Annotated in this window: 22 protein-coding genes and 1 tRNA gene; 15 read left to right on the top strand and 8 right to left on the bottom strand. The window is 40.8% G+C overall.

Annotation, left to right across the window (positions count from 1 at the left end; all coding sequences use genetic code 11):
• Nucleotides 1-156: 156 nt before the first annotated feature.
• From OCK74_RS13060 to OCK74_RS13050, 3 genes are all read right to left on the bottom strand, one after another.
• The gene (locus OCK74_RS13060) at nt 157-903 is read right to left on the bottom strand and encodes a class I SAM-dependent methyltransferase (protein ID WP_279297490.1); all 747 of its coding nucleotides are present in this window, start codon (nt 901-903) and stop codon (nt 157-159) included.
• Nucleotides 904-1,078: 175 nt separating this feature from the next.
• Nucleotides 1,079-1,729: a ribulose-phosphate 3-epimerase gene (gene rpe / locus OCK74_RS13055; protein ID WP_279297489.1), complete on the bottom strand. Its 651-nt coding sequence runs from the start codon at nt 1,727-1,729 to the stop codon at nt 1,079-1,081.
• 124 nt (nt 1,730-1,853) lie between these two features.
• Complete coding sequence (locus OCK74_RS13050) at nt 1,854-2,807, bottom strand: tetratricopeptide repeat protein (protein WP_279297488.1); 954 nt, start codon at nt 2,805-2,807, stop codon at nt 1,854-1,856.
• 110 nt (nt 2,808-2,917) lie between these two features.
• Between OCK74_RS13050 and OCK74_RS13045 the strand changes: the two genes are divergently transcribed.
• The gene (locus tag OCK74_RS13045; RefSeq protein WP_279297487.1) at nt 2,918-3,418 is read left to right on the top strand and encodes a hypothetical protein; all 501 of its coding nucleotides are present in this window, start codon (nt 2,918-2,920) and stop codon (nt 3,416-3,418) included.
• Nucleotides 3,419-3,529: 111 nt separating this feature from the next.
• Here OCK74_RS13045 and OCK74_RS13040 read toward each other — a convergent pair whose 3' ends face one another.
• Both OCK74_RS13040 and OCK74_RS13035 read right to left on the bottom strand, forming a co-directional pair.
• A complete protein-coding gene (locus tag OCK74_RS13040; RefSeq protein WP_279297486.1) occupies nt 3,530-4,066 on the bottom strand; it encodes a Uma2 family endonuclease in 537 nt (178 codons plus the stop codon).
• 25 nt (nt 4,067-4,091) lie between these two features.
• A complete protein-coding gene (locus tag OCK74_RS13035) occupies nt 4,092-4,655 on the bottom strand; it encodes a metallophosphoesterase family protein (RefSeq protein ID WP_279297485.1) in 564 nt (187 codons plus the stop codon).
• 511 nt (nt 4,656-5,166) lie between these two features.
• Here OCK74_RS13035 and OCK74_RS13030 point away from each other — a divergent pair.
• From OCK74_RS13030 to aroQ, 11 genes are all read left to right on the top strand, one after another.
• Nucleotides 5,167-6,324: a homogentisate 1,2-dioxygenase gene (locus tag OCK74_RS13030; RefSeq protein ID WP_279297484.1), complete on the top strand. Its 1,158-nt coding sequence runs from the start codon at nt 5,167-5,169 to the stop codon at nt 6,322-6,324.
• A gap of 153 nt (nt 6,325-6,477) precedes the next feature.
• Nucleotides 6,478-6,882 (top strand): hypothetical protein, encoded by a 405-nt coding sequence (locus tag OCK74_RS13025; RefSeq protein ID WP_279297483.1) that lies wholly within the window; start codon nt 6,478-6,480, stop codon nt 6,880-6,882.
• A gap of 190 nt (nt 6,883-7,072) precedes the next feature.
• Complete coding sequence (gene infA / locus OCK74_RS13020) at nt 7,073-7,291, top strand: translation initiation factor IF-1 (RefSeq protein ID WP_146785709.1); 219 nt, start codon at nt 7,073-7,075, stop codon at nt 7,289-7,291.
• Between the two features lie 160 nt (nt 7,292-7,451).
• A complete protein-coding gene (gene ykgO, locus OCK74_RS13015; RefSeq protein ID WP_279297482.1) occupies nt 7,452-7,568 on the top strand; it encodes a type B 50S ribosomal protein L36 in 117 nt (38 codons plus the stop codon).
• Between the two features lie 94 nt (nt 7,569-7,662).
• Nucleotides 7,663-8,043, top strand: a complete 381-nt coding sequence (gene rpsM / locus OCK74_RS13010) for a 30S ribosomal protein S13 (protein WP_279297481.1) — start codon at nt 7,663-7,665, stop codon at nt 8,041-8,043.
• 193 nt (nt 8,044-8,236) lie between these two features.
• Complete coding sequence (gene rpsK, locus OCK74_RS13005) at nt 8,237-8,638, top strand: 30S ribosomal protein S11 (RefSeq protein WP_279297480.1); 402 nt, start codon at nt 8,237-8,239, stop codon at nt 8,636-8,638.
• A gap of 193 nt (nt 8,639-8,831) precedes the next feature.
• Entirely contained in the window at nt 8,832-9,437 is a 606-nt protein-coding gene (gene rpsD / locus OCK74_RS13000; RefSeq protein ID WP_279297479.1) for a 30S ribosomal protein S4, read from the top strand.
• An 82-nt stretch (nt 9,438-9,519) separates the two neighbouring features.
• Nucleotides 9,520-10,521: a DNA-directed RNA polymerase subunit alpha gene (locus OCK74_RS12995; RefSeq protein ID WP_279297478.1), complete on the top strand. Its 1,002-nt coding sequence runs from the start codon at nt 9,520-9,522 to the stop codon at nt 10,519-10,521.
• 102 nt (nt 10,522-10,623) lie between these two features.
• Nucleotides 10,624-11,151: a 50S ribosomal protein L17 gene (gene rplQ, locus OCK74_RS12990; RefSeq protein ID WP_279297477.1), complete on the top strand. Its 528-nt coding sequence runs from the start codon at nt 10,624-10,626 to the stop codon at nt 11,149-11,151.
• 154 nt (nt 11,152-11,305) lie between these two features.
• Entirely contained in the window at nt 11,306-12,403 is a 1,098-nt protein-coding gene (carA, locus tag OCK74_RS12985; protein WP_279297476.1) for a glutamine-hydrolyzing carbamoyl-phosphate synthase small subunit, read from the top strand.
• Between the two features lie 82 nt (nt 12,404-12,485).
• Entirely contained in the window at nt 12,486-12,905 is a 420-nt protein-coding gene (gene aroQ, locus OCK74_RS12980) for a type II 3-dehydroquinate dehydratase (RefSeq protein ID WP_279297475.1), read from the top strand.
• 43 nt (nt 12,906-12,948) lie between these two features.
• Here aroQ and OCK74_RS12975 read toward each other — a convergent pair whose 3' ends face one another.
• Entirely contained in the window at nt 12,949-15,090 is a 2,142-nt protein-coding gene (locus tag OCK74_RS12975; RefSeq protein WP_279297474.1) for an FUSC family protein, read from the bottom strand.
• A gap of 302 nt (nt 15,091-15,392) precedes the next feature.
• Between OCK74_RS12975 and OCK74_RS12970 the strand changes: the two genes are divergently transcribed.
• Together OCK74_RS12970 and rpsA are read left to right on the top strand one after the other, a co-directional pair.
• Nucleotides 15,393-16,130, top strand: coding sequence for a toxin-antitoxin system YwqK family antitoxin (locus tag OCK74_RS12970; protein ID WP_279297473.1), 738 nt, complete (start codon nt 15,393-15,395; stop codon nt 16,128-16,130).
• A gap of 368 nt (nt 16,131-16,498) precedes the next feature.
• On the top strand, nt 16,499-18,505 hold the full coding sequence (gene rpsA / locus OCK74_RS12965; RefSeq protein ID WP_279297472.1) for a 30S ribosomal protein S1: 2,007 nt from the start codon (nt 16,499-16,501) through the stop codon (nt 18,503-18,505).
• Nucleotides 18,506-19,225: 720 nt separating this feature from the next.
• On the opposite strand, the gene OCK74_RS12960 is transcribed toward rpsA, so the two are convergent.
• Together OCK74_RS12960 and tyrS are read right to left on the bottom strand one after the other, a co-directional pair.
• A tRNA-Gln gene (locus OCK74_RS12960) sits at nt 19,226-19,296 on the bottom strand.
• Nucleotides 19,297-19,610: 314 nt separating this feature from the next.
• On the bottom strand, nt 19,611-20,888 hold the full coding sequence (gene tyrS, locus OCK74_RS12955; RefSeq protein WP_279297471.1) for a tyrosine--tRNA ligase: 1,278 nt from the start codon (nt 20,886-20,888) through the stop codon (nt 19,611-19,613).
• A gap of 646 nt (nt 20,889-21,534) precedes the next feature.
• Here tyrS and OCK74_RS12950 point away from each other — a divergent pair.
• Complete coding sequence (locus OCK74_RS12950; protein ID WP_279297470.1) at nt 21,535-22,638, top strand: putative type IX sorting system protein PorV2; 1,104 nt, start codon at nt 21,535-21,537, stop codon at nt 22,636-22,638.
• The last annotated feature ends 5 nt before the right edge of the window (nt 22,639-22,643 follow it).

The following is a 22,643-nucleotide window of genomic DNA, read 5'->3' as shown; positions in this document are numbered from 1 at the left end:
TTTATAAAGCTTAAAAGTAAATGATTAGAAGAAATAATTCTGCTTTCAGTCGCAATACACTGAAACACTCTTCTCTCTGCAAGTAAAAATTTACACGTTGAACAAATGTACTATTCAAAAATCCAACCTCCTTCTAATCCATTATGTCCTCCCAAATCAAGGTTCGGAAACTCTTCCCACTTTCAAATAAACCGGGTACCTGAAAGTACGCTCTTCATTCTTTGGCCAAATGCTTTCAAGGTGCTTTTGAATCATACCGGTCGCTGCCTGGCCATTCGCACGAAGATATTTTTGTGAAGCCGACCAACTGGTAAAAAATCCAATCAAGTCCTCACGGCTAAATTGCTGAAGGATGGAAAATTCTTTGGAAGGCAACGGCTTGTAAGGAAATGGAATGGTTTGATAATGTTCTTCAACCCATTTGCGCTCCGCATCCCAATACTGTCCTACAATGTTGCGGTAAAAGTGGAGAATAAGATCGTTCAGCTTCCGGTCATCAGAAATAATAAGATCATAAGTCCAGACCGCAATGACTGCATCGGGTTTGCCTACGCGTGCAACTTCTTTGCGGAATGCCTCCCAGTTAAACCAGTGATAAGCTTGTGCTACTGTGATCAGGTCAAAGTGATGTAAAGGGAAAGGCGTGTTTTCAGCAGGGCAGTTTACATATTGTATATTAGGAGCAGACGGAGCCAAAGCCAATTGTGCAGTGCTGATGTCTGATGCAATAACCTGGTCAAAGTGTTGGGCAAGATGAAGAGCTGCCTGGCCGTTTCCCGTGGCACAGTCCCAGGCAGCTTTATGCTCTGTAATAAAAGAATAAATGTATTCGAAAAGTTCTGCCGGGTATGAAGGCCTGTACCTGGCATATTCCGCCGCCTGCTCAGAAAACAGATCTTTCATAATTGACGTCAATTACTTCCTAAAATTAAAGCCAATCTCTTTCCCTCTCAAATCCTAAAACCAGCAATATCCAATATCTAATATCTCCTTCCTTTCCTCCCATCTCTAAATCCATCCCTAACTAGGATTATGTGCGCGGATGCTCTCCGCCTCAGGCGGACTGGGGGGTATCCAATCACCCTGCTCTCTTCAACGCTGCAATGGTAGCCTTAGGGTCTTTAGATTTAAACACTGTATTCCCTGCTACTAAAACATCAACACCAGCCTGGACAAGTGGTCCTGCATTCTCAACCGTAACGCCACCGTCAACCTCAATCTTTACATTAAGTCCCCTTTCATCGATCATTTGCCTCAACTGGCGAATTCTTTTGAATGACTGCGGAATGAACTTCTGGCCTCCAAAGCCGGGGTTTACGCTCATAATCAGGATCATGTCCACATCTTCCAGTATATCTTCCAGTAGAGCGACGGGAGTGTGGGGGTTCAGCGAAATCCCTGCCTGCATGCCCAGCGATTTGATTTGCTGTACAATCCTGTGCAAATGGTTACTGGCTTCATAATGAATGGTCAAAACATCCGCACCTGCCTTTTTGAAATCTTCAATATATTTTTCAGGCTCAACAATCATCAGGTGCACGTCACAAACTTTTTTTGTAGCTGTACGGATATGTTCAATAACCGGCAGGCCAAAAGAAATATTAGGAACAAAACGTCCGTCCATCACGTCCAGGTGCAGCCAGTCGGCTTCACTTTCATTCAGCATTTTGCACTCATCTTCTAAACGCAGAAAGTTCGAAGCCAGCAGGGAAGGGGCAACTAAAGGCATAAGATATTAACGATTTATTGTTTTTGATTTCCAGTTTCAGGCCGCAAATATCAAACTTCAAATCCAAACCGTATAAATAAAGACAACCGATCACATGTTTTGAACCATGACAAATGCAGTCATCTTATAATTTCTCCGCTGCAGTTTTTGCCTCAACCAGGCTTTTATCAAGACTGTAGGCACGCTGGTAATTCTGTTTCGCTTCTTGTTTTTTGCCCATCGCCTCCTCTGTCTTGCCCTGCCAGTAATAGGCATCGGCAAACGTTGGAGTGACCTTTGCCGCCAATTGAAAAGTCTTCAGCGCTTGTGGATAATCTTTACTGTCATAAAGCAGTGAGCCCTTATCCATATAAGCATCTATAAAATAATAATCATGCTGGATAGCCTGGTTGTAAAAATTAAGGGCCTCTGTAGTGTTGCCATTATTGGCATAATACACACCTTTAATATAATACGGTTCAGCATGACTTTTTGATGAATCCATTTTAATCAGCGAATCGGCAACTGCTAATGCCTTGGGGTTCTTTGCCTGTGCATATTCAAACGCAAGGTTATAAGCCAGTTCCGCATCAAAGGGGGCATACTTATAAGCTTGTTCTAATGTTTGCAATGCTTCTGCACCCCTGTTCATGGTTTGCAGCAGTTCTGCTTTCAACAATAATGCATCGATCTGGTTGGGAAATTGAACGATTATATTGTTGCATACAGTCAATGCTTTATTATAATCCTTCTTTTGTTGGTAGCCGCGGGCCAGGCTTACTTGCAGCACAATGCTTTGTGGCAACTTTTTCAGCGCTTGTTCAATAAATAGGATCGCAGAGTCAGTGTTTTGCTTCATCAATACACTAGCAATACTGATCGCATTTTCTTCGCTGCCTTGCAGGCTCCATGCTTTTAAATAGTCTGTTTTTGCTAAATCCAGTTCTTCAGACTGTGCTAAGAGGGTACCGCGGCGGTGATACAGTTCTGCCCGGTTGGGATAGTCATTGATGCTATCAGTGAGCGTCTTGTAAGGGGCTTGTGTCAGAATAGAAGCATCATCGTCATTGCTGGAACAACCAACAAAATAAAAAATCATCAATGAATAAATTACTAAAGAACAAGGAAGTGCCTTCAATTTCATAAGCTCAAAGCTAAGTGCTTTAAGGTTGATATTTCTTTTACACGATATCAAAAGCTGTTGTAGTTTTGGCGCAAATAAAAAAGAACAGTATCATGGACAGCAGCATTTACAACAGTCTTGTAATGGCGCATAGCGTAGGACGTTGGATCGTTTTATTATTATTGTTAGTTGCCATCTTTAAAAGCCTGGGTGCTGGTAACAAGCCATTTACCGCAGGTCATGCCAAAACAGGATTATTCCTCACAATTTTTGCTGATATAATGTTGCTGCTCGGGCTTTACCTGTGGTTTGCTGGTGCATGGGGCTTAAAACTCATTCAGGAAAAAGGTGGGGTAGGAGAAGTGATGAAAGACCCGGTTACCCGCTTTTACGCTGTTGAACACTTTGCCGGTATGTTGATCGCTATCATTTTGCTTCATATTGGTAAAGCACAGGGCAAGAAAAACGTGCCTGACAAGATAAAGCATCGTCGCACGGTAAGCTTTTACATACTTGCCTTGCTGATCATATTAGTTTCTATACCTTGGCCGTTCCGTATTGCAGGCGCAGGCAGAGGCTGGTTCTAACCTGTATTTCGATGCAATAAAACTATTTGAAAAACCCCGGAACGATCAATTCCGGGGTTTTCTATTTTTCGCATTTTTTAAAATTAAAATGATCTCTGGTCTTTAATTGGTTCAAAACTCAAACTCCTGTCCCAGTAAAGATGAACTCAATTTCCCAATTAGTTCTTTGGATTTCTGGTACCTACCCTCAACAGGTTCAAAAGTGATGACCAGTTTTGTCTCCGGATCAACAATATGGTATTCCTTGACCCCAAATCTTTCATACAGGTCTTTTTTTGTAATCAGGTCATGGCTTTTATTACCCGGAGAAAGAATTTCCACGAGCATGGCTGGAATGCCATGAATATGTCCTTCTGTATTGATTATGTCTAATTGGTCATTTAGTACAACAATTATATCAGGCTGTACCGCATTGCTGGTTTCATCAAGATAAACATCACAAGGCGCCGTATAAACTTTACCTAAGTTCTTTTTTTTGCACCAAAAATGTAGTTCTGAAGAAATGCTAACTGAGATCTCTTGGTGGTTAGTAAATGGTGATGGTGACATATATAATTTGTTGTCAATAAGTTCGGCTAAAGTTCCTTCTGGAAGCATTTGATAAACTTCCATTAATGTTCTCGGAGGTGCTATCATTGTTTCTGCCATACTCAAATTTAACCTATTAAAGGATTTAACCCATCGCTCCTAAACTCCTCGTCCCCCCCAACTCAATCACCTCGCAATCCTTAATATCCCTGCCATCAATGGAAAACCGCACCAGCGTCCGCACTTTATGCCATCCCTGGTTACCGGCAGCTCCCGGATTCATATGCAGGCACTTAAACTTTTCATCATACATGATCTTCAGAATATGTGAATGGCCGCAGATAAAAAGTTGTGGCGCCTTGATCTTGAACTCTTCTTTTACAATGGGTGCATATTTCCCTGGGTAACCTCCTATATGCGTCATAAATACATCCACTTCCTCGCATTGCCAACGGAGTTTTTCCGGAAATTGGCTACGGATATCAAGTCCATCTATATTGCCATAAACCCCCTTTAATGGTTTAAAAGCTTTTAGCCGGTCAGAAATAGCAGATGTGCCAAAGTCTCCTGCATGCCAGATTTCATCACATTGCTCAAAATGCCTGAAAACAGCTTCATCCAAATAATTATGCGTGTCCGAAATCAATCCTATCCTTGTCATAACTTTCAAAAAGTGCAATGTAATGCCTAACAGCTTGCTATTTGACATCCTCCCCAACATTTCTTATCTTCCATTTAATCCCCAGACACTAGTTTTTAATTTTACATTTCCTCCCCACCTTATAGAGGACTTTATAGAGATATTATAGAGACCTTATAGAGACTTTATAGAGACCTTACTGCGGTCTAACTCCATAGGAACTCCCTGTCTACTCCGTACATCAGCCGTACTTTAGCTATACTTTAAGGGTACTTTAGCCGATGCTACTTCGATCATCCTTCGACTATCCTTCGACCATCTTTCGACTATGCTTCGATCTGAATGGAGCAAATGCTCATAAATAAGGGGAAAACAACCTGCTGGCAGAACGCCTTCCAAGCCCTGAACGGAGTCAATGGAGCTGGTCCTAAAGGTACAAAACCAACCCCCACCTTCCAAGTTTTGAACCCCTCCTTTTACCTTTCCTCCAATTCACAATTCACCATTGACCATTCACCATTCCTCATTCCTTCGGTCAATCCACAGATAAGTTTATTAAATTTAAGGTACAAACGATCCTATGCCATACTATTATAAGCTTGGGGAAATCCCACATAAGCGCCATACTCAATTCCGCAAACCAGATGGTGGACTCTATTCTGAGCAATTGTTTTCTACGGAAGGGTTCTCCAACAACTATTCCTTATTGTACCATATTAACCCGCCTACTCTAATAATCAAGACAGAAAAGCCGGTCAACCTCATGCCCGACATCGCTGAAGAGAAAATGTTGCAGCATCGCAGCTTTGAGGGCTTCAAAGTAAAGCCTGCAAAGGAATTTCTCGAAAGCCGTGTTCCTGTGCTGGTGAATAATGACGTACACATTGTATTGGCCGCCCCTCAGCAAGGTATTAAGGACTATTTCTACAAAAATGCCGACGCCGATGAAATGATCTTCGTACACGAGGGGAGTGGGGTTTTGCGCACCATGTATGGCGAACTGCCTTTCGGGTATGGTGACTACCTGGTGATTCCACGGGGAACGATTTACCAGGTTCACTTTAATGATGAAAACAACAGGCTTTTTATTGTGGAATCATTCAGCCCCATCCGTCCTCCTCAACGGTACCTCAGTAAATATGGTCAACTGCTTGAACACTCCCCTTATTGTGAAAGAGACATAAGGCCTCCTCAGAATCTGCAGGCACAAACTGAAAGAGGAGATTTCATGATCAAAACCAAGAAAAGAGGCATTTTATATAATATCCATTATGCTGCCCACCCTTTTGATGTAGTAGGGTGGGATGGGTTCTGCTATCCATTTGCCTTCTCTATCCACGATTTCGAGCCTATTACTGGTCGGGTACACCAGCCACCACCTGTCCACCAGACTTTTGAGGGAAATAATTTCGTGGTTTGTTCTTTTGTCCCGCGGCTTTTTGATTACCATCCCCAATCCATTCCGGCCCCTTACAACCACAGCAATATAGACAGTGATGAGTTGATTTATTATGTGGATGGTGAATTCATGAGCCGTAAAAACGTAACCCGGGGCATGATTACCCTTCACCCGGGCGGCATTCCGCACGGACCGCATCCCGGCGCCGTAGAAAAAAGCATCGGTGCAAAGGAAACCAAGGAACTTGCCGTCATGGTGGATACCTTTCATCCTCTAATGATCACAAAACAGGCATTAGAAATTGAAAATGAGAACTATGTGATGAGTTGGGCAGAGTAATTTAATTCCCATATAGTCCAATTTCCCAATTGTCCAAGTGCTTAATATTGTTACTCATTGGCTATTACCTTTCGTTCATTTCATCGCTTGGCCAGATTTTTTTAGGGTCATCATTATTCTAATAAAATCGTAGTAACTTTTAAACAAAAAGCTATGGTAAAGATCACTGACCTTAAAGTTGGAGATGTCGTAAGAGTGATAGATGAGGGAATAGAAAGAGACGGTATCGTTGAAGAACTCAGCCGTGAAGATAACATGGCCTGTGTCTTTAATGGCGTCCAGGAATTCTGGTATACGCCCGAAGAGATCATACCTGTGCCCCTTACAGAAAAGGAACTCCTAATGCTGGGCTTCGAACGTGAGAACACCGAAGATGGTGTCAAATACATGAGAGGCCCTTTCCGTGTCCTGGTGCACGATCCCGGAAATTATACCAAGCTGGATGTTTGGTACCGGGAAGACAGGCGTCATTTTGAGCACCCGCTCTACGTGCACGAATTGCAAAATCATTACCTCCAAATGACCAAGGTGCCTCTCGAGAAGCCCTTGACTCAGTAAAATTTATTGAGCAGGCTACGTTTAGGGAGCTTCAGAAACCGTAGCTTGCTTATTTTTGCCCCTCAAATACCGGCAAAAGGCAGTTTTTTTTAAAAAAAAGCTGCAAAAATGTCTTATTTGCTGTTAAATAATTAATTACGTTTTTCTTTTTTCAGTGTAATACTTATATCTTTGCGCTCCCAAAATCTGTATGTCGAAGCAACCATTAATTAAACAGGACGGAACAATATTAGAAGCCTTGTCAAACGCTATGTTCAGGGTGAAGTTGGAAAATGGCCACGAAATCCTGGCTACTATTTCCGGCAAAATGAGGATGCACTACATACGTATTTTGCCAGGCGACAAAGTAGGTGTGGAAATGAGCCCATACGATCTAAGTAGAGGTAGAATAATATTTAGGTACAAGTAATAAGGGTTGGGCGAATTCGATGACGCAAATAAAAAATCATTGATTCGTCATCAAATGAGCCCTTATGATTTGAGTAGGGGAAGGATTATTTTCCGTTACAAGTAGAGTGGAGAAGTCGTAATAGTAAAATTTATAACTAGAAAACTGTAATAAATTAGTCATGAAAGTTCGTGCATCAATTAAGAAGCGTAGTGCCGATTGCAAAATTGTGCGTCGCAAGGGTGTATTGTATGTTATTAACAAAAAGAACCCTCGCTTCAAACAAAGACAAGGATAAGAGCTGAAAAAGGAAAGAGTTTGCATGTTGTCATGTTCTCTTACTGTTTAAAGCTTAGAAATCGTAATCTAAAATCGTAAATAGCAAATAAATTATGGCTCGTATTGCCGGCGTTGACTTACCCAAAAATAAAAGAGGCGAAATCGGTCTTACCTACATCTTTGGTATAGGCCCTTCTACTGCCCGTTACATTCTTGACAAGAATAATATCGATAGAAACAAGAAAGTACACGAGTGGAATGATGAAGACTTGAATGCTATCCGTACTACAATCAATGATGAATTGAAGGTAGAAGGTGCTCTGCGTTCTGAAGTTCAAATGAGTATCAAGCGTTTATTGGATATCGCTTGCTACCGTGGTCTTCGTCACCGTAAAGGTCTCCCGGTAAGAGGTCAGCGTACTAAAACCAACAGCCGTACACGGAAAGGTAAACGTAAGACAGTTGCTGGTAAAAAGAAAGCACCTAAGAAATAAGATTAGCTGCGAGTGGTTAGTTTCGAGCTTCGGACAACTTGTATCGATGCTCGAAACTGATTGCTCGCAACTTTTTTATACGAAGCTTTTGAACTAATGCCGGATCCGGTGCTTCGGCGGGGAGGGTTGGTTCAATCATCCTGCTTAAACAGGGTGATCATTTCAAAAACAATTTAAAGATTACCTAAGAACAATGGCAAAAGCACAAGTAAGCGCTAAAGCTGCTGCGAAAAAGAGAGTCGTAAAGGTGGATGCCTATGGCGATGCTCACGTTACAGCTTCTTTCAACAACATCATCGTTAGTTTAACCAACAAGCAAGGTCAAGTAATTTCTTGGTCTAGCGCTGGTAAAATGGGTTTCAAAGGTTCTAAAAAGAACACCCCATACGCAGCTCAAATGGCTGCTTCAGACGCTGCTAAAGTAGCGGTTGATGCAGGCTTGAGAAGAGTAGATGTTTATGTAAAAGGTCCTGGTGCTGGTCGTGAAAGCGCTATCCGTGCTCTTTCCAACAGCGGCATCGAGATCTCAATGATCAAAGACGTAACTCCATTGCCTCACAATGGTTGCCGTCCTCCTAAGAAAAGAAGAGTTTAATATAGCATAGTTACGGTTTTATATCTACGGTTGGCAAGTAAAGGCAATGTTTCCTTAAATTGTACATCGTAAATTGTAAATCGTAACTTTTTTATAGCCTGATACTTTCATTTATATAAAGGGTGTTTAATTGATTTTTACCGTTTTTACTGATTAAACACCGGTTTCTAAAAAGCGGAAATGAAATAATAATATGGCACGTTACAATGGTCCTAAGACCAAAATTTCAAGAATTTTCGGTGAGCCCATCCTGGGTAATGGTAAATGGTTGGGTAAAAACAGTAACCCTCCCGGTCAGCATGGTGCTGCCCGTAAGCGCAAAAGCTTAGGCGAATACGCCCTCCAGCTGCGCGAAAAACAAAAAGCAAAATACACTTACGGGGTATTGGAGAAACAATTCCGCAAAACTTTTGAAGAAGCCGCTCGCCGCAAAGGTGTAACCGGTGAAAACCTTATCAAGTTGTTAGAGGCACGCCTGGATAACACAGTTTTCCGTATGGGTATCGCTCCTTCTCGTCCTGCTGCTCGTCAGTTGGTTAGCCACAAGCACGTAACAGTAAACGGTGAAGTCGTAAACATTCCTTCTTTCCAATTACAGCCTGGTGATATCATTTCTCTAAAAGACAAGAGCAAAGACAACACTGCTGTTACTAGTCAGATCCGCGGTAAGAACCAAAAGTTCAACTGGGTTGACTGGAATGAAACTGTAATGCAAGGTACTTTCATTACCTACCCAGAAAGGGAAAGTGTTCCTGAGAATATCAAGGAACAACTAATCGTCGAGTTGTACTCTAAATAATGGTACTAAGAGCTTAATCGAGTTCCTCTTTTAATATCTTAGGCCAAATCGTAAATCGTAAAAAAGTAAATCGTAAACCGATATGGCTATTTTAAATTTTCAGAAACCTGATAAGATCGTTCTTCAAAAAGTAACTGACTTTGAAGCTCAGTTTGAATTCCGTCCCTTGGAACCAGGTTATGGTGTTACCGTAGGTAACGCCCTGCGCCGTGTTCTGCTTAGCTCTTTGGAAGGCTATGCTATTGTAGGTGTGAAAATTGAAGGCGTGGAGCATGAATTTGCTACAATCCATGGTGTTTCTGAAGATGTGGTTGAAATTCTCCTGAACCTGAAACAGGTTCGTATCAAGAAGGTAGTAGACCACGATGTTCAGAATGAACGCATCATGCTGAGCATCAAAAACAAAACTGAGTTTACTGCCGGTATGCTTGCTGATGGTACTCACTCTTTCCAGATCATGAATCCTGAGCTGTTGATCTGCACTCTGGACAATTCTGTTAAACTGGATATCGAATTGACCATTGGTAAAGGTCGTGGTTATGTTCCTGCTGAAGAGAACAAACCTAAAGATGCTCCTGTAGGTTATATTCCTATCGATGCTATTTATACACCGATAAAGAATGTAAAATACAGCATCGAAAATACCCGTGTGGAACAACGTACCGACTTTGAAAAGCTGGTAATGGATGTAACCACAGATGGTACAATTCATCCGGAAGAAGCTGTAAAACAAGCCAGCCGTATTTTGATCCAACACCTGATGATCATTACGGATGAAAACATCACTTTCGACAGCAAAGAAGAAAAGAAAGAAGATATCGTCGACGAGCAAACATTGCAACTGCGCAAAGTATTGAAAACGCCTCTGGAAGACTTAGACCTGAGCGTTCGTGCTTTCAACTGCTTGAAAGCCGCTAAGATCAATAGCTTGAGCGAACTGGTGCAATACGAGCAGGAAGACTTGATGAAGTTCCGCAACTTCGGTCAAAAATCTCTTTCAGAGATCGAACAAGTGTTGAATGAAAGAGGTCTGCACTTCGGTATGGACCTGAGCAAACTCGGAGTAGACAAAGAAGATTTCTAAATCAATCACAATGTGCTCATTGGTGTTTTAGCCAATGAGCACATTATTTATAACGTAGGCTGCAAATCCTGACACGGTGCAGCTGAATAAAACACAAATGTCATGCGTCACGGAGACAAAATTAACAACCTCGGTCGTACAAAGTCGCACAGAGATGCGTTGCTGAGCAACCTTGCTTCTCAGTTATTTATGCACAAACGCATTGTAACTACTTTGGCTAAAGCAAAAGCTTTGCGTACTTACGCAGAACCTTTGGTTACAAAAAGTAAAGTGAACGAAACTCACCAACGTCGTATCGTGTTCAGCTACCTGCAAGACAAATACGCTGTAACTGAATTGTTCAACGTAATCGGTCCTAAAGTTGGTGGCCGTCCTGGTGGTTATACCCGCATCATCAAATTAGGCATCCGTCCTGGTGATAACGCTGAATTAGCTATGATCGAACTTGTAGATTTCAACGAAATCTACGGAAAAGGTAAAGCTGCTGAAGCTAAAGAACCAGCAAAGAGAACTCGTCGTGGTGGTAGCCGCAAAAAGGCTGAAGGTGCTGAAGCTGCTCCTGAAGCACAAGCTGCAGCAGATCAACCTACGACTGAAGCTTCATCTACTGAACCAACTCAGGAAGGTTAATGAAAAATGTTTAATAAGACCAAAGGCAAGATTTTTTAATCTTGCCTTTTTTATGCCCACCCACTACTTTTCCTAACAAACTGTTTAGCTAAAATTCAAAATTTAAACACAGTAAAACGTTCTGAATTCGTTTCTTTGCGTAATCAAAATAAAAATGGAGAATAAACCTGCAGTATTAGTTTTAGAAGATGGTACCACTTGCTACGGTAAAGCCTTCGGCGCTATAGGCACAACCGGCGGTGAAATTTGTTTCAATACCGGCATGACTGGCTACCAGGAAGTTTTTACCGATCCTTCTTATTTCGGTCAAGTGTTGATCATGAACAATGTTCACATTGGCAACTACGGAATAAGCATTGAAGATGTAGAGTCTGATGGCATTAAAATTAAAGGCCTGATCGGCAGAAACCTTGAAGAACTTTACTCTCGTAAAAAAGCTCAAGGTTCCTTGGATGAATACCTCAAAAGTCAAAACATTGTTGCTATTGAAGGTGTTGATACACGCGCATTGGTAACACATATCCGCAGCAAAGGAGCAATGAACTGTATCATTTCTTCAGAAATTCTGGATGCAGAGGTGCTTAAGAAGAAGTTGTCTGAAGTACCTGATATGTCAGGTCTGGAATTAGCATCTTTTGTTAGCACTAATGTTCCTTATGAGTTAGGCGATCCTTCTTCTCCTGTTCGTATAGCAGTAATGGATTATGGTATCAAACGTAATATCCTGAACTGCATGGTGAGCAGAGGTGCTTATGTAAAGGTATTTCCTGCAAAAACCTGTTTGGAAGAAGTGAAGAAATTCAATCCAGCTGGTTACTTCATTTCAAATGGTCCAGGCGATCCTGCTTCAATGGATTATGCTGTAGATACAATCAAGGGCATCTTGAAAGAAGAAAAGCCAACATTCGGCATCTGCCTTGGACACCAGTTGCTGGCCCTTGCCAATGATATTCCAACTTTCAAAATGCACCATGGTCATAGAGGTGTAAATCACCCGGTTAAAAACCTGATAACAGGCCGTTGTGAGATCACTACACAAAACCATGGTTTTGGTGTAGACCCTGAAGCAGTTAAAAAGGCTGATCACATTGAAATCACACACGTCAATCTGAACGACCAGTCAATTGAAGGTATCCGTGTTAAAGGTAAACCAGCTTTCTCTGTTCAATACCACCCAGAAAGCACCCCAGGTCCCAATGACAGCCGTTACCTCTTTGACGACTTCATCAACCTAGTTAAAAATCATAAATAACAAAAAGTCCCGCCCCGCGGGACTTTTTCATTTCACTTTCTCCTCCATCTTAAATCCCGCTATCTGTGGTTACCTTCGCGCCATGAAAATTGCAATCATCAATGGCCCTAACCTGAATTTATTAGGTAAAAGAGAACCTGGCATTTATGGCAGCCAGTCGTTTGAAGACTTTTTCAAATCGCTGCAGGCAAAATTCCCTGATATCTCCTTTCACTATTATCAAAGCAATGTAGAAGGAGAACTCATTAATGAATTACAGCGCGTAGGTTTCGACTATGATGGTATCATTATGAACCCCGGAGGTTATACGCATACATCAGTTGCCATTGGCGATGCTATTGCTGCCATCAAAACGCCCGTTGTAGAAGTACACATTTCCAACGTCCATGCAAGAGAAGAATTTCGCAAGCTTTCCCACGTATCAGCAAAAGCCGCAGGAAGCATCATCGGCCTCGGACTTAAAGGATACGAACTCGCCGTTCACTATCTGTTAAGCAAATAATTAATCTAAATCCAGATTCCACTACTTGGAATCTGGATTTAGATTAGTTCACTATCGCCTCCGTCACTTTCCCAATATCCTTACTCAACCTGTACACAAAATCCAGTTGTTCTTTCAACAACACATCATCAGCACTTTGCACCAACTGTCCTTCATGTTTATATTCAATCAGTATTTGTTCCGCTCCGGAAGTAAAGTTGTGTTCCAGCTTATTTAAAGTGTCGCATAAAATTCCAAGTACCTTACGAACAGAACGTATCACATCTTCTGGGTACACTTTCCCTTTTTGATGGAGCACTGTAGATGCAAGCGTCGCAATATTAGAAAACAGGATGTGATTCAATACCACGAACTGGTGTATTTCTGTCTTATTCTTTTGTGTACTCTTAGGTTCTGAAAGCATGCGCTGGAATGCCGCAGACAAATTCGCGGAATTTACATATACTTCTTTACGTGCAAGCTTGTAATCTGTTACGTTCACCACCTTACCTGCTAAACCTTCAGCCACTTTGTACAGGTATTTGTAATTGGCCTGCAGCATGTTTTTTAAGTAGGTATGAAGTTGGGCCGATTCCCAGATAGGAAACAGTAGATATCCGCTAAGAAAAGCAATAACACAGCCAATCACCGTATCAAATACTCTTTCCTTGATCAATTCTACAAACCCAACTCCTAAAAAAGCAAAAAGAATTAGAATAAATGGAGTCATGCAAATAACCGACACAAAGTATTTTACTCGTTGAAAACTGTAAGTAGCGATCATAAGCAAGACCATTAGGGCAAACAGTATATCCTTATTATCAATGAAGTGCAAAATTGTTGCACCAATAACTCCGCCTATGAGCGTCCCGATGATACGCTCATAGTTCCGCTGTTTGGTCAGACTAAATGCCGGCTTCAACATGAAGGCAATTGTCATCAGTATCCAATAGCTGTGTTGGCTATAAGCAAACGACTTGGCAATCACAAAGCCTATAATACAGGCTACTCCCACACGGAAGGAGTGTTTAAATACGGCTGATTCAAAATTGAGGTTATTCAGGAAAATTTTAGCATCCAGGCTTTGATGCCCTACAAATTGGGCATAATCCGTTTTGGTTTCTTTGTTGAATTTTTTCTCAGAACTTTCAAAATAGATGGCAATATCATTTATCCGCTGCATCATCTTACGAATGTTCACCAGCATCTTTTTTAAGATCAGGTTACTTTTATCTAACTCATTTGCAGCTTGCTCATCAATCTTTTTCTTTAGTTGCAAAAGTGTTTCATCTGCTTTCAATTTGATGCGGTAAGAATCATTGGAAAAGATGGCTGCGCCTATATTGTCCAGTTCATTTGCCAACTCCATAGCAAGCGCATGAATATCTTTTAAAATGCTGCTTTGTCCATAGCGAGCCCGAAGCATGCTGTAGTCATAGTAAGCGGCTGTCATATCTTCAAACAAGTCAACGGTATCTGTAAAAGCAAGCACAAGCCTCCTGCCTTCAGGAGTTGTATCCTTTACAATTTGCCTTGTTTTAAACATGAGCTCCCGTACTGCATCCTGTTTTTCGTTCACCACGATTTGTTGCGCAACAAGTTGCCTGTAGTTTTCGTCCAGGTCAGTATCCGCATCATAAAATTTTGCTTTGATACTCAAAAAAATGCCTAGTTCCCTGATACATTCACCCAATGCTCTCTGGGCAGCCCTGTATGGACGCACTCTGTAAGAAAGCAGGCTGATGGTCATATACCAAATACCACCGCAAAAAATAATAAAGCTTTGTGGTACCACTTGCCACGGGTCAACCGGTTTATCCATGGTCAGCGCCATCGAAAGCAGGGCCGCACTGCCAACAAGGGCTGCTCTTTGACCATAAACATTAAACATGGAAAAAAAGAAGCTGAACAAAAACACCTCAATTCCCATGATGAAATTGCTCTGGCGGGCAAAGCCTGTCGCAATAGTAACAAGGAAAACTGCCATCAGGCAGAAAAACATACTGTTCTTGCGGTGAATGATAGGGCCAGGGGCATCCACAAGACTAGTACACAGTGCCCCTAACGAAAATGTGAGCCCTAATCCAAATTCGTTAAGAAAAGATCCTATCAAAGCCGGCAGTAAAACAGCAAGAGTAATTCTGATGCCGTCTTCAAACTGCTGGCTGAAAAAAAATAACCTGACTTCCTTTGATTGTTTTTTCATTCCTTACAAAAATATCTGTTATGGCCTGGGCTTCCTTTTACTTATTTTTTAAGAATTGACACCTTTCTCCAGTCATCTTTCCACCTTTTCCACCCTTTCAATCCTCAATATCCTGTAATTTGATTAAATAAAAACATTCCTTTTCTGTCTATATAAAATAATTCCTCAACATTCCTTTATTTCGATCTCATTTGGTAAAATTGTAACAAGGAAGGACACTGGCTAAATAAACAACACTTTAAAATAATTTTGAAAACATAAATTCAATGTTTTTGACGTTATTTACTTATAATCGTGCCGTTATGCGAATACTCACTTTGATATTATTGTTAATAAGCTTCAATGCTTTCTCCCAATGCAAAGAATACATCATTGGTGTAAAAGGCGATACCTTGAACTGTGTGGATATGAAAGGTTTGAAGCAGGGCCGTTGGGTGGTACATGTTGATGATGTGAGGGGAGAACGTGGTTATGAGGAAGAAGGCGTTTTCGAAAATAGTAAGAAGGAAGGCACATGGCGGCTTTTTTCTCTGGAAGGCGACCTGATGGCAGTTGAAAATTACCGCTGGGGACAAAAAAATGGAAAGTGTCTTTACCTGAATCAGATGGGCAATCCCATACGCGAAGAAAGCTGGAAGGCTGTAAATCCAGAGAACCCTTATGATACGGTTGACGTATATGATGTAAACGACCCTACAAAAGTGGTTGAAAAAAGAGTCGTGAAGTTGGAAGGAACTACTTTGAAGCATGGTACCTGGAAATACTATGATCAGTTTAGTGGCAAAGTGGACAAAAAAGAAGATTGGGTTTTCGATAAACTAAAAACCAAAGGTGATGACGATAACCTTGCACCTATCGCAGTAACAGATAACCCCAGCAATACCAATTCTAATACTAAGACAAAAGCTGCAACAACTGACGGAGATGAAGAATTAGATAATAAGAAAAAACTGCCCAAGCCTCAGGCAGTCCTCGATTATGAAAAGAAAAATGCCGGCAAGAAAAAAATCCGTGTTCGCGACGGAGCAACAGGCTATTGATATTTCAAACTAAATATAAACTCATCACATTTCCATTGGCTGATGTCAACACCATCAGCCTTTTTATTTCTAACAATCGGTCAGTATCCCAATAAACTTATAGGCCACCCCTTATAGTAATGTTATAGAAAACTTACAGTAAACTTATAGTAAAGTTATAGTAGAGTTATAGTAAACATGCTAAGTACATGCTAACTACATGCTCCCTGTATACTCCCTATCTACTCCGTACCTAAGGCGTATCAACTCCCTTATGTACCCCCTAGCTTCAAACTCTTAACCAATTCTTGAAACCTTAAACTTTACACTATCTAACTGCCTCAATTATAACAAAAATCTGCAAACTCTAATCCCCAAACTTCAAACAATTGGCTATCTTTGCCGCCCCGGATAAAACCACCGGGTTTTTTATGGATCAAAATAATATTATTAACCCAAACGCTGAAGGACAGGAGAATGCTCCGGTAGCTCAAGAAGCTGCTGCTGCATCTACAGCGACAACAAATGAACCTGTTCAGGCTGAAGCTGCTGCAGCACAACCTGTTGCTGAACAAAAAGTTGCACAGGAGCCTGTAGTAGAAACAGCTCATGATGATTTCGACTGGAGCATTGACAAACGCAATGTTGCCTCTTACAGCAAAGACGAAAAAGAAAAGTACGACAAAGTATATGATAATACTTTCGTACAAATCAACGACGGTGAACTGATTAAAGGTCTGGTTGTTGGTATCACAAAAACTGACGTTGTTCTGAACATTGGTTTCAAAAGCGACGGTCTGGTTTCTCTGAACGAATTCCGCGACCTGCAGAACCTGAAAGTAGGTGATGAAGTGGAAGTTATGGTTGTAGAAAAAGAAGACAGAGATGGTCATCTGAACCTCAGCCGTAAACAAGCCCGCATCACTCGTGCTTGGGAACGTATCGTTGAAATTCACAAAACTGGCGAAATCGTTACCGGTACTGTTACCAGCAAAACTAAAGGTGGCTTGATCGTAGACGTATTTGGTATGGAAACCTTCTTGCCAGGTTCTCAGATCGACGTTAAGCCTGTTACAGATTACGATCAGTTCGTGAACAAAACAATGGAATTCAAAGTGGTTAAAATCAACGAAGCCATCAAGAATGCCGTTGTATCTCACAAAGCTCTTATCGAAAGCGATATCGAAGCTCAACGTGCTCAAATCATTGGCAAGCTTGAAAAAGGCCAGGTACTGGAAGGTACTGTTAAGAACATCACCGACTTCGGTGCGTTCATGGACCTTGGCGGCTTAGATGGTTTGTTGTACATCACCGATATTTCATGGGGCCGTATCAACCACCCAAGCGAAGTGTTGAAACTCGATCAGAAACTGAATGTAGTAGTTCTGGATTTCGACGACGAGAAAAAACGCATCTCTCTGGGTCTGAAACAATTAACTCCTCATCCTTGGGATGTGCTGCCTGATACCATTCAGGAAGGTGCTATCGTTAAAGGTAAAGTAGTGAATATTGAAGACTACGGTGCATTCCTTGAAATCATGCCTGGTGTAGAAGGCCTGGTACACGTATCTGAAATTACTTGGGCTAACACACCAATCAACGCTAAAGAATTCTTCAAACTTGGCGACGAGCATGAAGCTAAAGTGGTGACTCTGGATAAAGACAGCCGCAAGATGAGCCTTTCAATCAAACAGCTTTCTGAAGATCCTTGGAGTGATATTGAAACTAAATTCCCAGAAGGCAGCCGTCATTCAGGTGTGGTGAAAAACATCACTCCTTATGGTGTGTTTGTTGAATTGACTGCTGGTATTGGCGGTATGATTCACATCTCTGACCTGAGCTGGCTGAAACGTTTCAACCACCCAACTGAGTACACTAAAGTTGGTGAGAACATCGAGGTAATTATTCTTGGCATAGACAAAGAAAACCGCAAACTGCAACTGGGTCACAAACAATTGGAAGAAGATCCTTGGACCAGCCTGCAGGATACTTTCGCTGTAGGTTCTATCCACGAAGGAACAGTTTCCCGCAAAGACGACAAAGGTGCTATCGTACAGTTACCTTATGGTCTGGAAGGTTTTGCGCCTAACCGCCACCTGACTAAAGAAGATGGTAAGAGCGTGGGTGCAGATGAAACTGCAGAATTCATGGTTATTGAATTTGATCGCAACGAAAAACGCATTGTGGTTTCTCATGCTCGCATTTGGGAACAAGCTCAAGCTCAGGAAAAAGACGCTGCCCGCAAGGAAGCAAGAGCTGAAGCTGACAAAACCAAAAAAGCAGTTAAGAACCTGCAAGGCAAAGTTGAAAAGCCAACCTTGGGAGACCTGGGTGCTCTGGCTCAAATCAAAGAAAGATTACAGCAGGAAGAAAAAAATAAAGATCAACAACAATAATTTGTTTCTTTATAAAATTCAAGGCCGCAGCAATGCGGCCTTTTTATTTACCCCCAATGCCCACCAAGGTTGGCATTCCTGTTTTCATTCCTCATCCAACCTCACACAGTATGTATGATGTTAGTTTCAAAACTCGATGAAATCATTATTTGCGTTATGAGTTAGGTGTCTATATCTATGACAAAGGGATCACTCCTAAAAGCTGTCAATATTAAAAAAAACTTTTCAGAGGATATTTACTCAGTATTTATTTATGAAGTCGGAGAAATCAGACTTCATATGAGCGTTTTAATGGTTTTGGTGGGAACAAAACCATCATCAAATATGATGTGCCACACGCTTCTCGCACTGTCCTTTTAGGGCTTCGACCATTAATGACTGCGCATGATATTATGGTATAATACCTTACCTATTTTCAATTCACTTCTTCGAAAGAATAAACAAGAAAAATTAGTCAACTTTATAGAAACAAAAGCACAAGAAGTTGGAGAAAGCTTCTTATCAAAGTTTTGGTACAATCAAGGAGAGTATTTATATAATTTGATTGATGCGATATGAATAGCCTGCTTCTTCATTGCGTCCCAACCAGTTATTTCAGTATTAAGCTAACATAGGAATATGGCCAGAAAAGAAGATATAGGTAATAAGCTAAAGTATAAATACTTGTTTAAGGAGCGTTAATTATAATAAAAAACCGGTTAGAAAACTTCTAACCGGTTGTTGAGCTACTAGGATTCGAACCTAGACAGACAGAACCAAAATCTGTAGTGCTACCGTTACACCATAGCTCAATCGCTAAATGGAGTGCAAAAATAAAAGTTCAGGTAAATCCAGCCAAATTTATTTCAGAAATATCTTCAACTTTTTCCATTTTTAATAGAATAAGCTATTTGTTAATAGCACTGAAATGTGTGACAGAATAGTCACCTTATTTTTTTTATCCTGGCACTTTCAGCCGTTATTTTACTTCATGGAAAAGCAATTTATGTTGGCTAATTTTTTCAATATTATATACACGATAGTTAATTCTAAATAAGAGGCCCGCATGATGCGACTTAAGTTTGTCTAATCATCCGGGCCTTCGAAAAAATGCTAAAAACTTTTATCAGACTACTTTAACCAGGTAGTAATTCTTCTTTCCTTTTTGTATCAGAAGATACTGTTGATGAAGTAGAAGTGAGGCTTCTATTGTAAAGTCAAGGCTTTGGACCTTATTCCTGTTGATACTTACACCACCATTCTGAATCATTTTACGAGCTTCACCTTTGCTGGGAAATATCTTTGTTTCGGCCAGGAAGTTCACAATATCAATTCCTTGCGATAATGACTCTTTTGAAATATCTACTTTTTCAATACCCTGTATACTTTCCAAATCTTCAATGCTCAGAGATTCTGCTGGAGCATTTTGCTGACTGAATAACTTCTCTGTAGTTTCTATAGCCTTTTTATATTCTTCTTCCCCGTGAATAAAAATGGTGGCTTCTTTTGCCAAGGCTTTCTGTATAACTCTTTTACTCGCATCTTCCTTTTGCTTTTCTATCAATTCTTCAATTTGAGGTCGGTCAAGTAAAGTAAAGATCTTGATCCATTTTTCAGCATCGGCATCAGCAGCATTTAACCAGAATTGGTAAAATTGGTAAGGAGTTGTCTTTTCAGGATCAAGCCAGATGTTTCCTTGCTCAGTTTTACCAAATTTGCCTCCATCGGCTTTTGTAATCAGTGGGCAGGTGAAAGCAAAGGCTTCACCACCGACCTTTCTGCGAATAAGCTCTGTACCAGTTGTAATGTTACCCCACTGATCGCTGCCGCCCATTTGCAGTTTACAATTCTTATTTTGATATAGCCAGTAGAAGTCATAACCTTGAATTAATTGATAGGTAAATTCGGTAAATGATATGCCTGATTCGCTTTCTATTCGCTTGCGTACGCTGTCCTTATTCAGCATGTAATTCACGGTAATATGCTTACCTGCATCACGAATAAAGTCAAGGAAATTTATGTTTTTAAACCAATCATAATTATTAACCAGTTCTGCGGCAGTTGGTTTAGAAGAGTCAAAGTCAAGATACTTTTGCAGCTGACTTTTAATTCCTTCCAGGTTTTTCTGAAGAACATCTTCGCTCAAAAGATTGCGCTCCAGGCTTCTTCCACTCGGGTCTCCAACCATGCCAGTAGCGCCTCCTACCAAAGCATAAGGCTTGTGGCCAGCCCTTTGCAGGTGCACCAATAGCAATATAGGTACAAGGCTACCAATATGCAGTGAATCTGCTGTAGGGTCGAAGCCAATGTAGCCGGAAGTCATCTCTTTTTGGAGTTGATCTTCTGTTCCCGGCATAATGTCCTGGATCATTCCCCTCCAGCTTAGTTCTTCTATAAGATTCATATGTATTGTCAATTTTGAGCAGCAAAAGTAAGTACGATTATGTGGATATCGGGGTTTAAAGGCTTAAGTTTAATTATTAAAGCCTATAGGGTGAGGAGCTTGAGTTTTGTAATTTTTGATAAGGGCGTAATAAAATGATCAATGATCAAATCTCAGAGGTAGGTAGTTCAGTAAAAGGGGAAACAGTGTGGAAACAATTTATATATAACATTTAAGTAGGAGTGAGTTTGCTTTATCCTAGGCTTTAGTATGGATTACGAAGGGCATAGGGTGGAAGTAGCAACGAAGGATGAACTTTTAATAAAGTGATTTTAGCGAGAGAAATAACCCCTTTAAAGAATATATGGTATTTTGTTTCAATGATTGAGGAACTTGTAATTTAAAGTTATTGTTATTCATTGACATTAAACTTCGTAGGTCAAGTGTTTATACTTATTGGAAATTGTGATAAAAGGGGATTGCTTAGAGAAAGTGCAATATCAAGTAAACTTATGCGTTTTTTGCCCTTCAAAGCAACTGATTTTGTATTATATTGCAATTTAATTTTAATATGTTTTGCTATTGCATCTGTCTTTAATAAAAATTATTTTTGCTTGATTCAACTCAAGTAAAACGAAACCTTAATTGCTTATCTGAAAACTGTCTAATGAAGAATACCGCTTTTTTTCTCACCATTTTCTTCTGCTTTGCTGGTATTGCATCATTTGGTCAGTGGCGCAAGTATTCCAATGAATTTTTAAATATAGGCGCTGGAGCGCGAGGGCTGGGCATGGGGAGCTCCCAGGTAGCATCAGTTAAAGACGGAACGGCAGGTTACTGGAATCCTGCAGGCTTGGCTAACGTTAAGGATCATCCTAATGTTAACTTAATGCACGCAGAATACTTCGGACAAATAGGTAAGTATGATTATGGAAGTATTGCGTTACCCTTGGCTGAAAACCGGCGGACGCTTGGCTTAACGGTTTTGCGTTTTGCTGTTGATGATATTCCTAATACACTTTACCTGGTTGAGCCCGATGGTTCTATTAATTATAATAATATTACTTCATTCAGTTCTGCAGATTATGCATTTATTGTATCCTTGGCTCAAAAAATAAATTATGATGAGGACCGGGATGTTCATTTTGGTGTGAATGCAAAAGTAATACACCGGAGCGTTGGCAGTTTTGCCAAGGCTGTAGGTTTTGGACTAGATGCAGGACTACAGTACTTAAAGGGTGGTTGGAAATTTGCCATAGCGGGCAGGGATATCACCACAACTTTCAATACCTGGAACTTTACATTCAGAGAAAGGGAGAAGGAAGTTTTTTACCTCACTAATAATGATATTCCAATAAGGTCTACAGAATTAACTGCTCCTCGTCTGATTTTAGGAATTGCCCGGAACTTTGAGTTTAGTGAAAAAGCAAGCCTGTTGGCAGAGGCAAACTGCGACTTGACTTTTGATGGTAAACGCAATACTTTGGTAAGTGCCAACACTGTAAGTATTGATCCTAAATTGGGATTGGAATTTAATGTTAATGATGTTTTTTATCTAAGAGGTGGGATCAATAATTTTCAGAAAGCGTTGAAAGATGGTGATTTGACAAATCAGAAGAAAGTATGGATATATCAGCCATCCTTAGGAGCCGGATTTAGGATAAAAAATGTGCAAATAGATTATGCTTTTTCAAACCTGGCTAACCAATCCAATCCTTTATTCACCCATATATTTTCGCTTCAATTTGATCTAAGCAGAGGAGACGATTAATAGAA

Origin of the sequence: Paraflavisolibacter caeni (assembly GCF_025628885.1) — a bacterium.
Lineage (GTDB): Bacteria > Bacteroidota > Bacteroidia > Chitinophagales > Chitinophagaceae > Flavisolibacter > Flavisolibacter caeni.
This window is presented reverse-complemented; position numbering and strand designations above follow the sequence as displayed.

Bases quoted from the DNA above. Each gene is read 5' to 3' on its own strand.
- rpe (WP_279297489.1), bottom strand. From the start codon at position 1,729: ATGCCTTTAGTTGCCCCTTCCCTGCTGGCTTCGAACTTTCTGCGTTTA.
- tyrS (WP_279297471.1), bottom strand. From the start codon at position 20,888: ATGAATCTTATAGAAGAACTAAGCTGGAGGGGAATGATCCAGGACATT.
- OCK74_RS12975 (WP_279297474.1), bottom strand. From the start codon at position 15,090: ATGAAAAAACAATCAAAGGAAGTCAGGTTATTTTTTTTCAGCCAGCAG.
- rplQ (WP_279297477.1), top strand. From the start codon at position 10,624: ATGCGTCACGGAGACAAAATTAACAACCTCGGTCGTACAAAGTCGCAC.
- OCK74_RS12970 (WP_279297473.1), top strand. From the start codon at position 15,393: ATGCGAATACTCACTTTGATATTATTGTTAATAAGCTTCAATGCTTTC.
- OCK74_RS13035 (WP_279297485.1), bottom strand. From the start codon at position 4,655: ATGTCAAATAGCAAGCTGTTAGGCATTACATTGCACTTTTTGAAAGTT.
- OCK74_RS12995 (WP_279297478.1), top strand. From the start codon at position 9,520: ATGGCTATTTTAAATTTTCAGAAACCTGATAAGATCGTTCTTCAAAAA.
- OCK74_RS13060 (WP_279297490.1), bottom strand. From the start codon at position 903: ATGAAAGATCTGTTTTCTGAGCAGGCGGCGGAATATGCCAGGTACAGG.
- aroQ (WP_279297475.1), top strand. From the start codon at position 12,486: ATGAAAATTGCAATCATCAATGGCCCTAACCTGAATTTATTAGGTAAA.
- infA (WP_146785709.1), top strand. From the start codon at position 7,073: ATGTCGAAGCAACCATTAATTAAACAGGACGGAACAATATTAGAAGCC.
- OCK74_RS13030 (WP_279297484.1), top strand. From the start codon at position 5,167: ATGCCATACTATTATAAGCTTGGGGAAATCCCACATAAGCGCCATACT.
- rpsD (WP_279297479.1), top strand. From the start codon at position 8,832: ATGGCACGTTACAATGGTCCTAAGACCAAAATTTCAAGAATTTTCGGT.
- OCK74_RS13050 (WP_279297488.1), bottom strand. From the start codon at position 2,807: ATGATTTTTTATTTTGTTGGTTGTTCCAGCAATGACGATGATGCTTCT.
- OCK74_RS13040 (WP_279297486.1), bottom strand. From the start codon at position 4,066: ATGGCAGAAACAATGATAGCACCTCCGAGAACATTAATGGAAGTTTAT.
- rpsM (WP_279297481.1), top strand. From the start codon at position 7,663: ATGGCTCGTATTGCCGGCGTTGACTTACCCAAAAATAAAAGAGGCGAA.
- OCK74_RS12950 (WP_279297470.1), top strand. From the start codon at position 21,535: ATGAAGAATACCGCTTTTTTTCTCACCATTTTCTTCTGCTTTGCTGGT.
- OCK74_RS13025 (WP_279297483.1), top strand. From the start codon at position 6,478: ATGGTAAAGATCACTGACCTTAAAGTTGGAGATGTCGTAAGAGTGATA.
- rpsK (WP_279297480.1), top strand. From the start codon at position 8,237: ATGGCAAAAGCACAAGTAAGCGCTAAAGCTGCTGCGAAAAAGAGAGTC.
- ykgO (WP_279297482.1), top strand. From the start codon at position 7,452: ATGAAAGTTCGTGCATCAATTAAGAAGCGTAGTGCCGATTGCAAAATT.
- carA (WP_279297476.1), top strand. From the start codon at position 11,306: ATGGAGAATAAACCTGCAGTATTAGTTTTAGAAGATGGTACCACTTGC.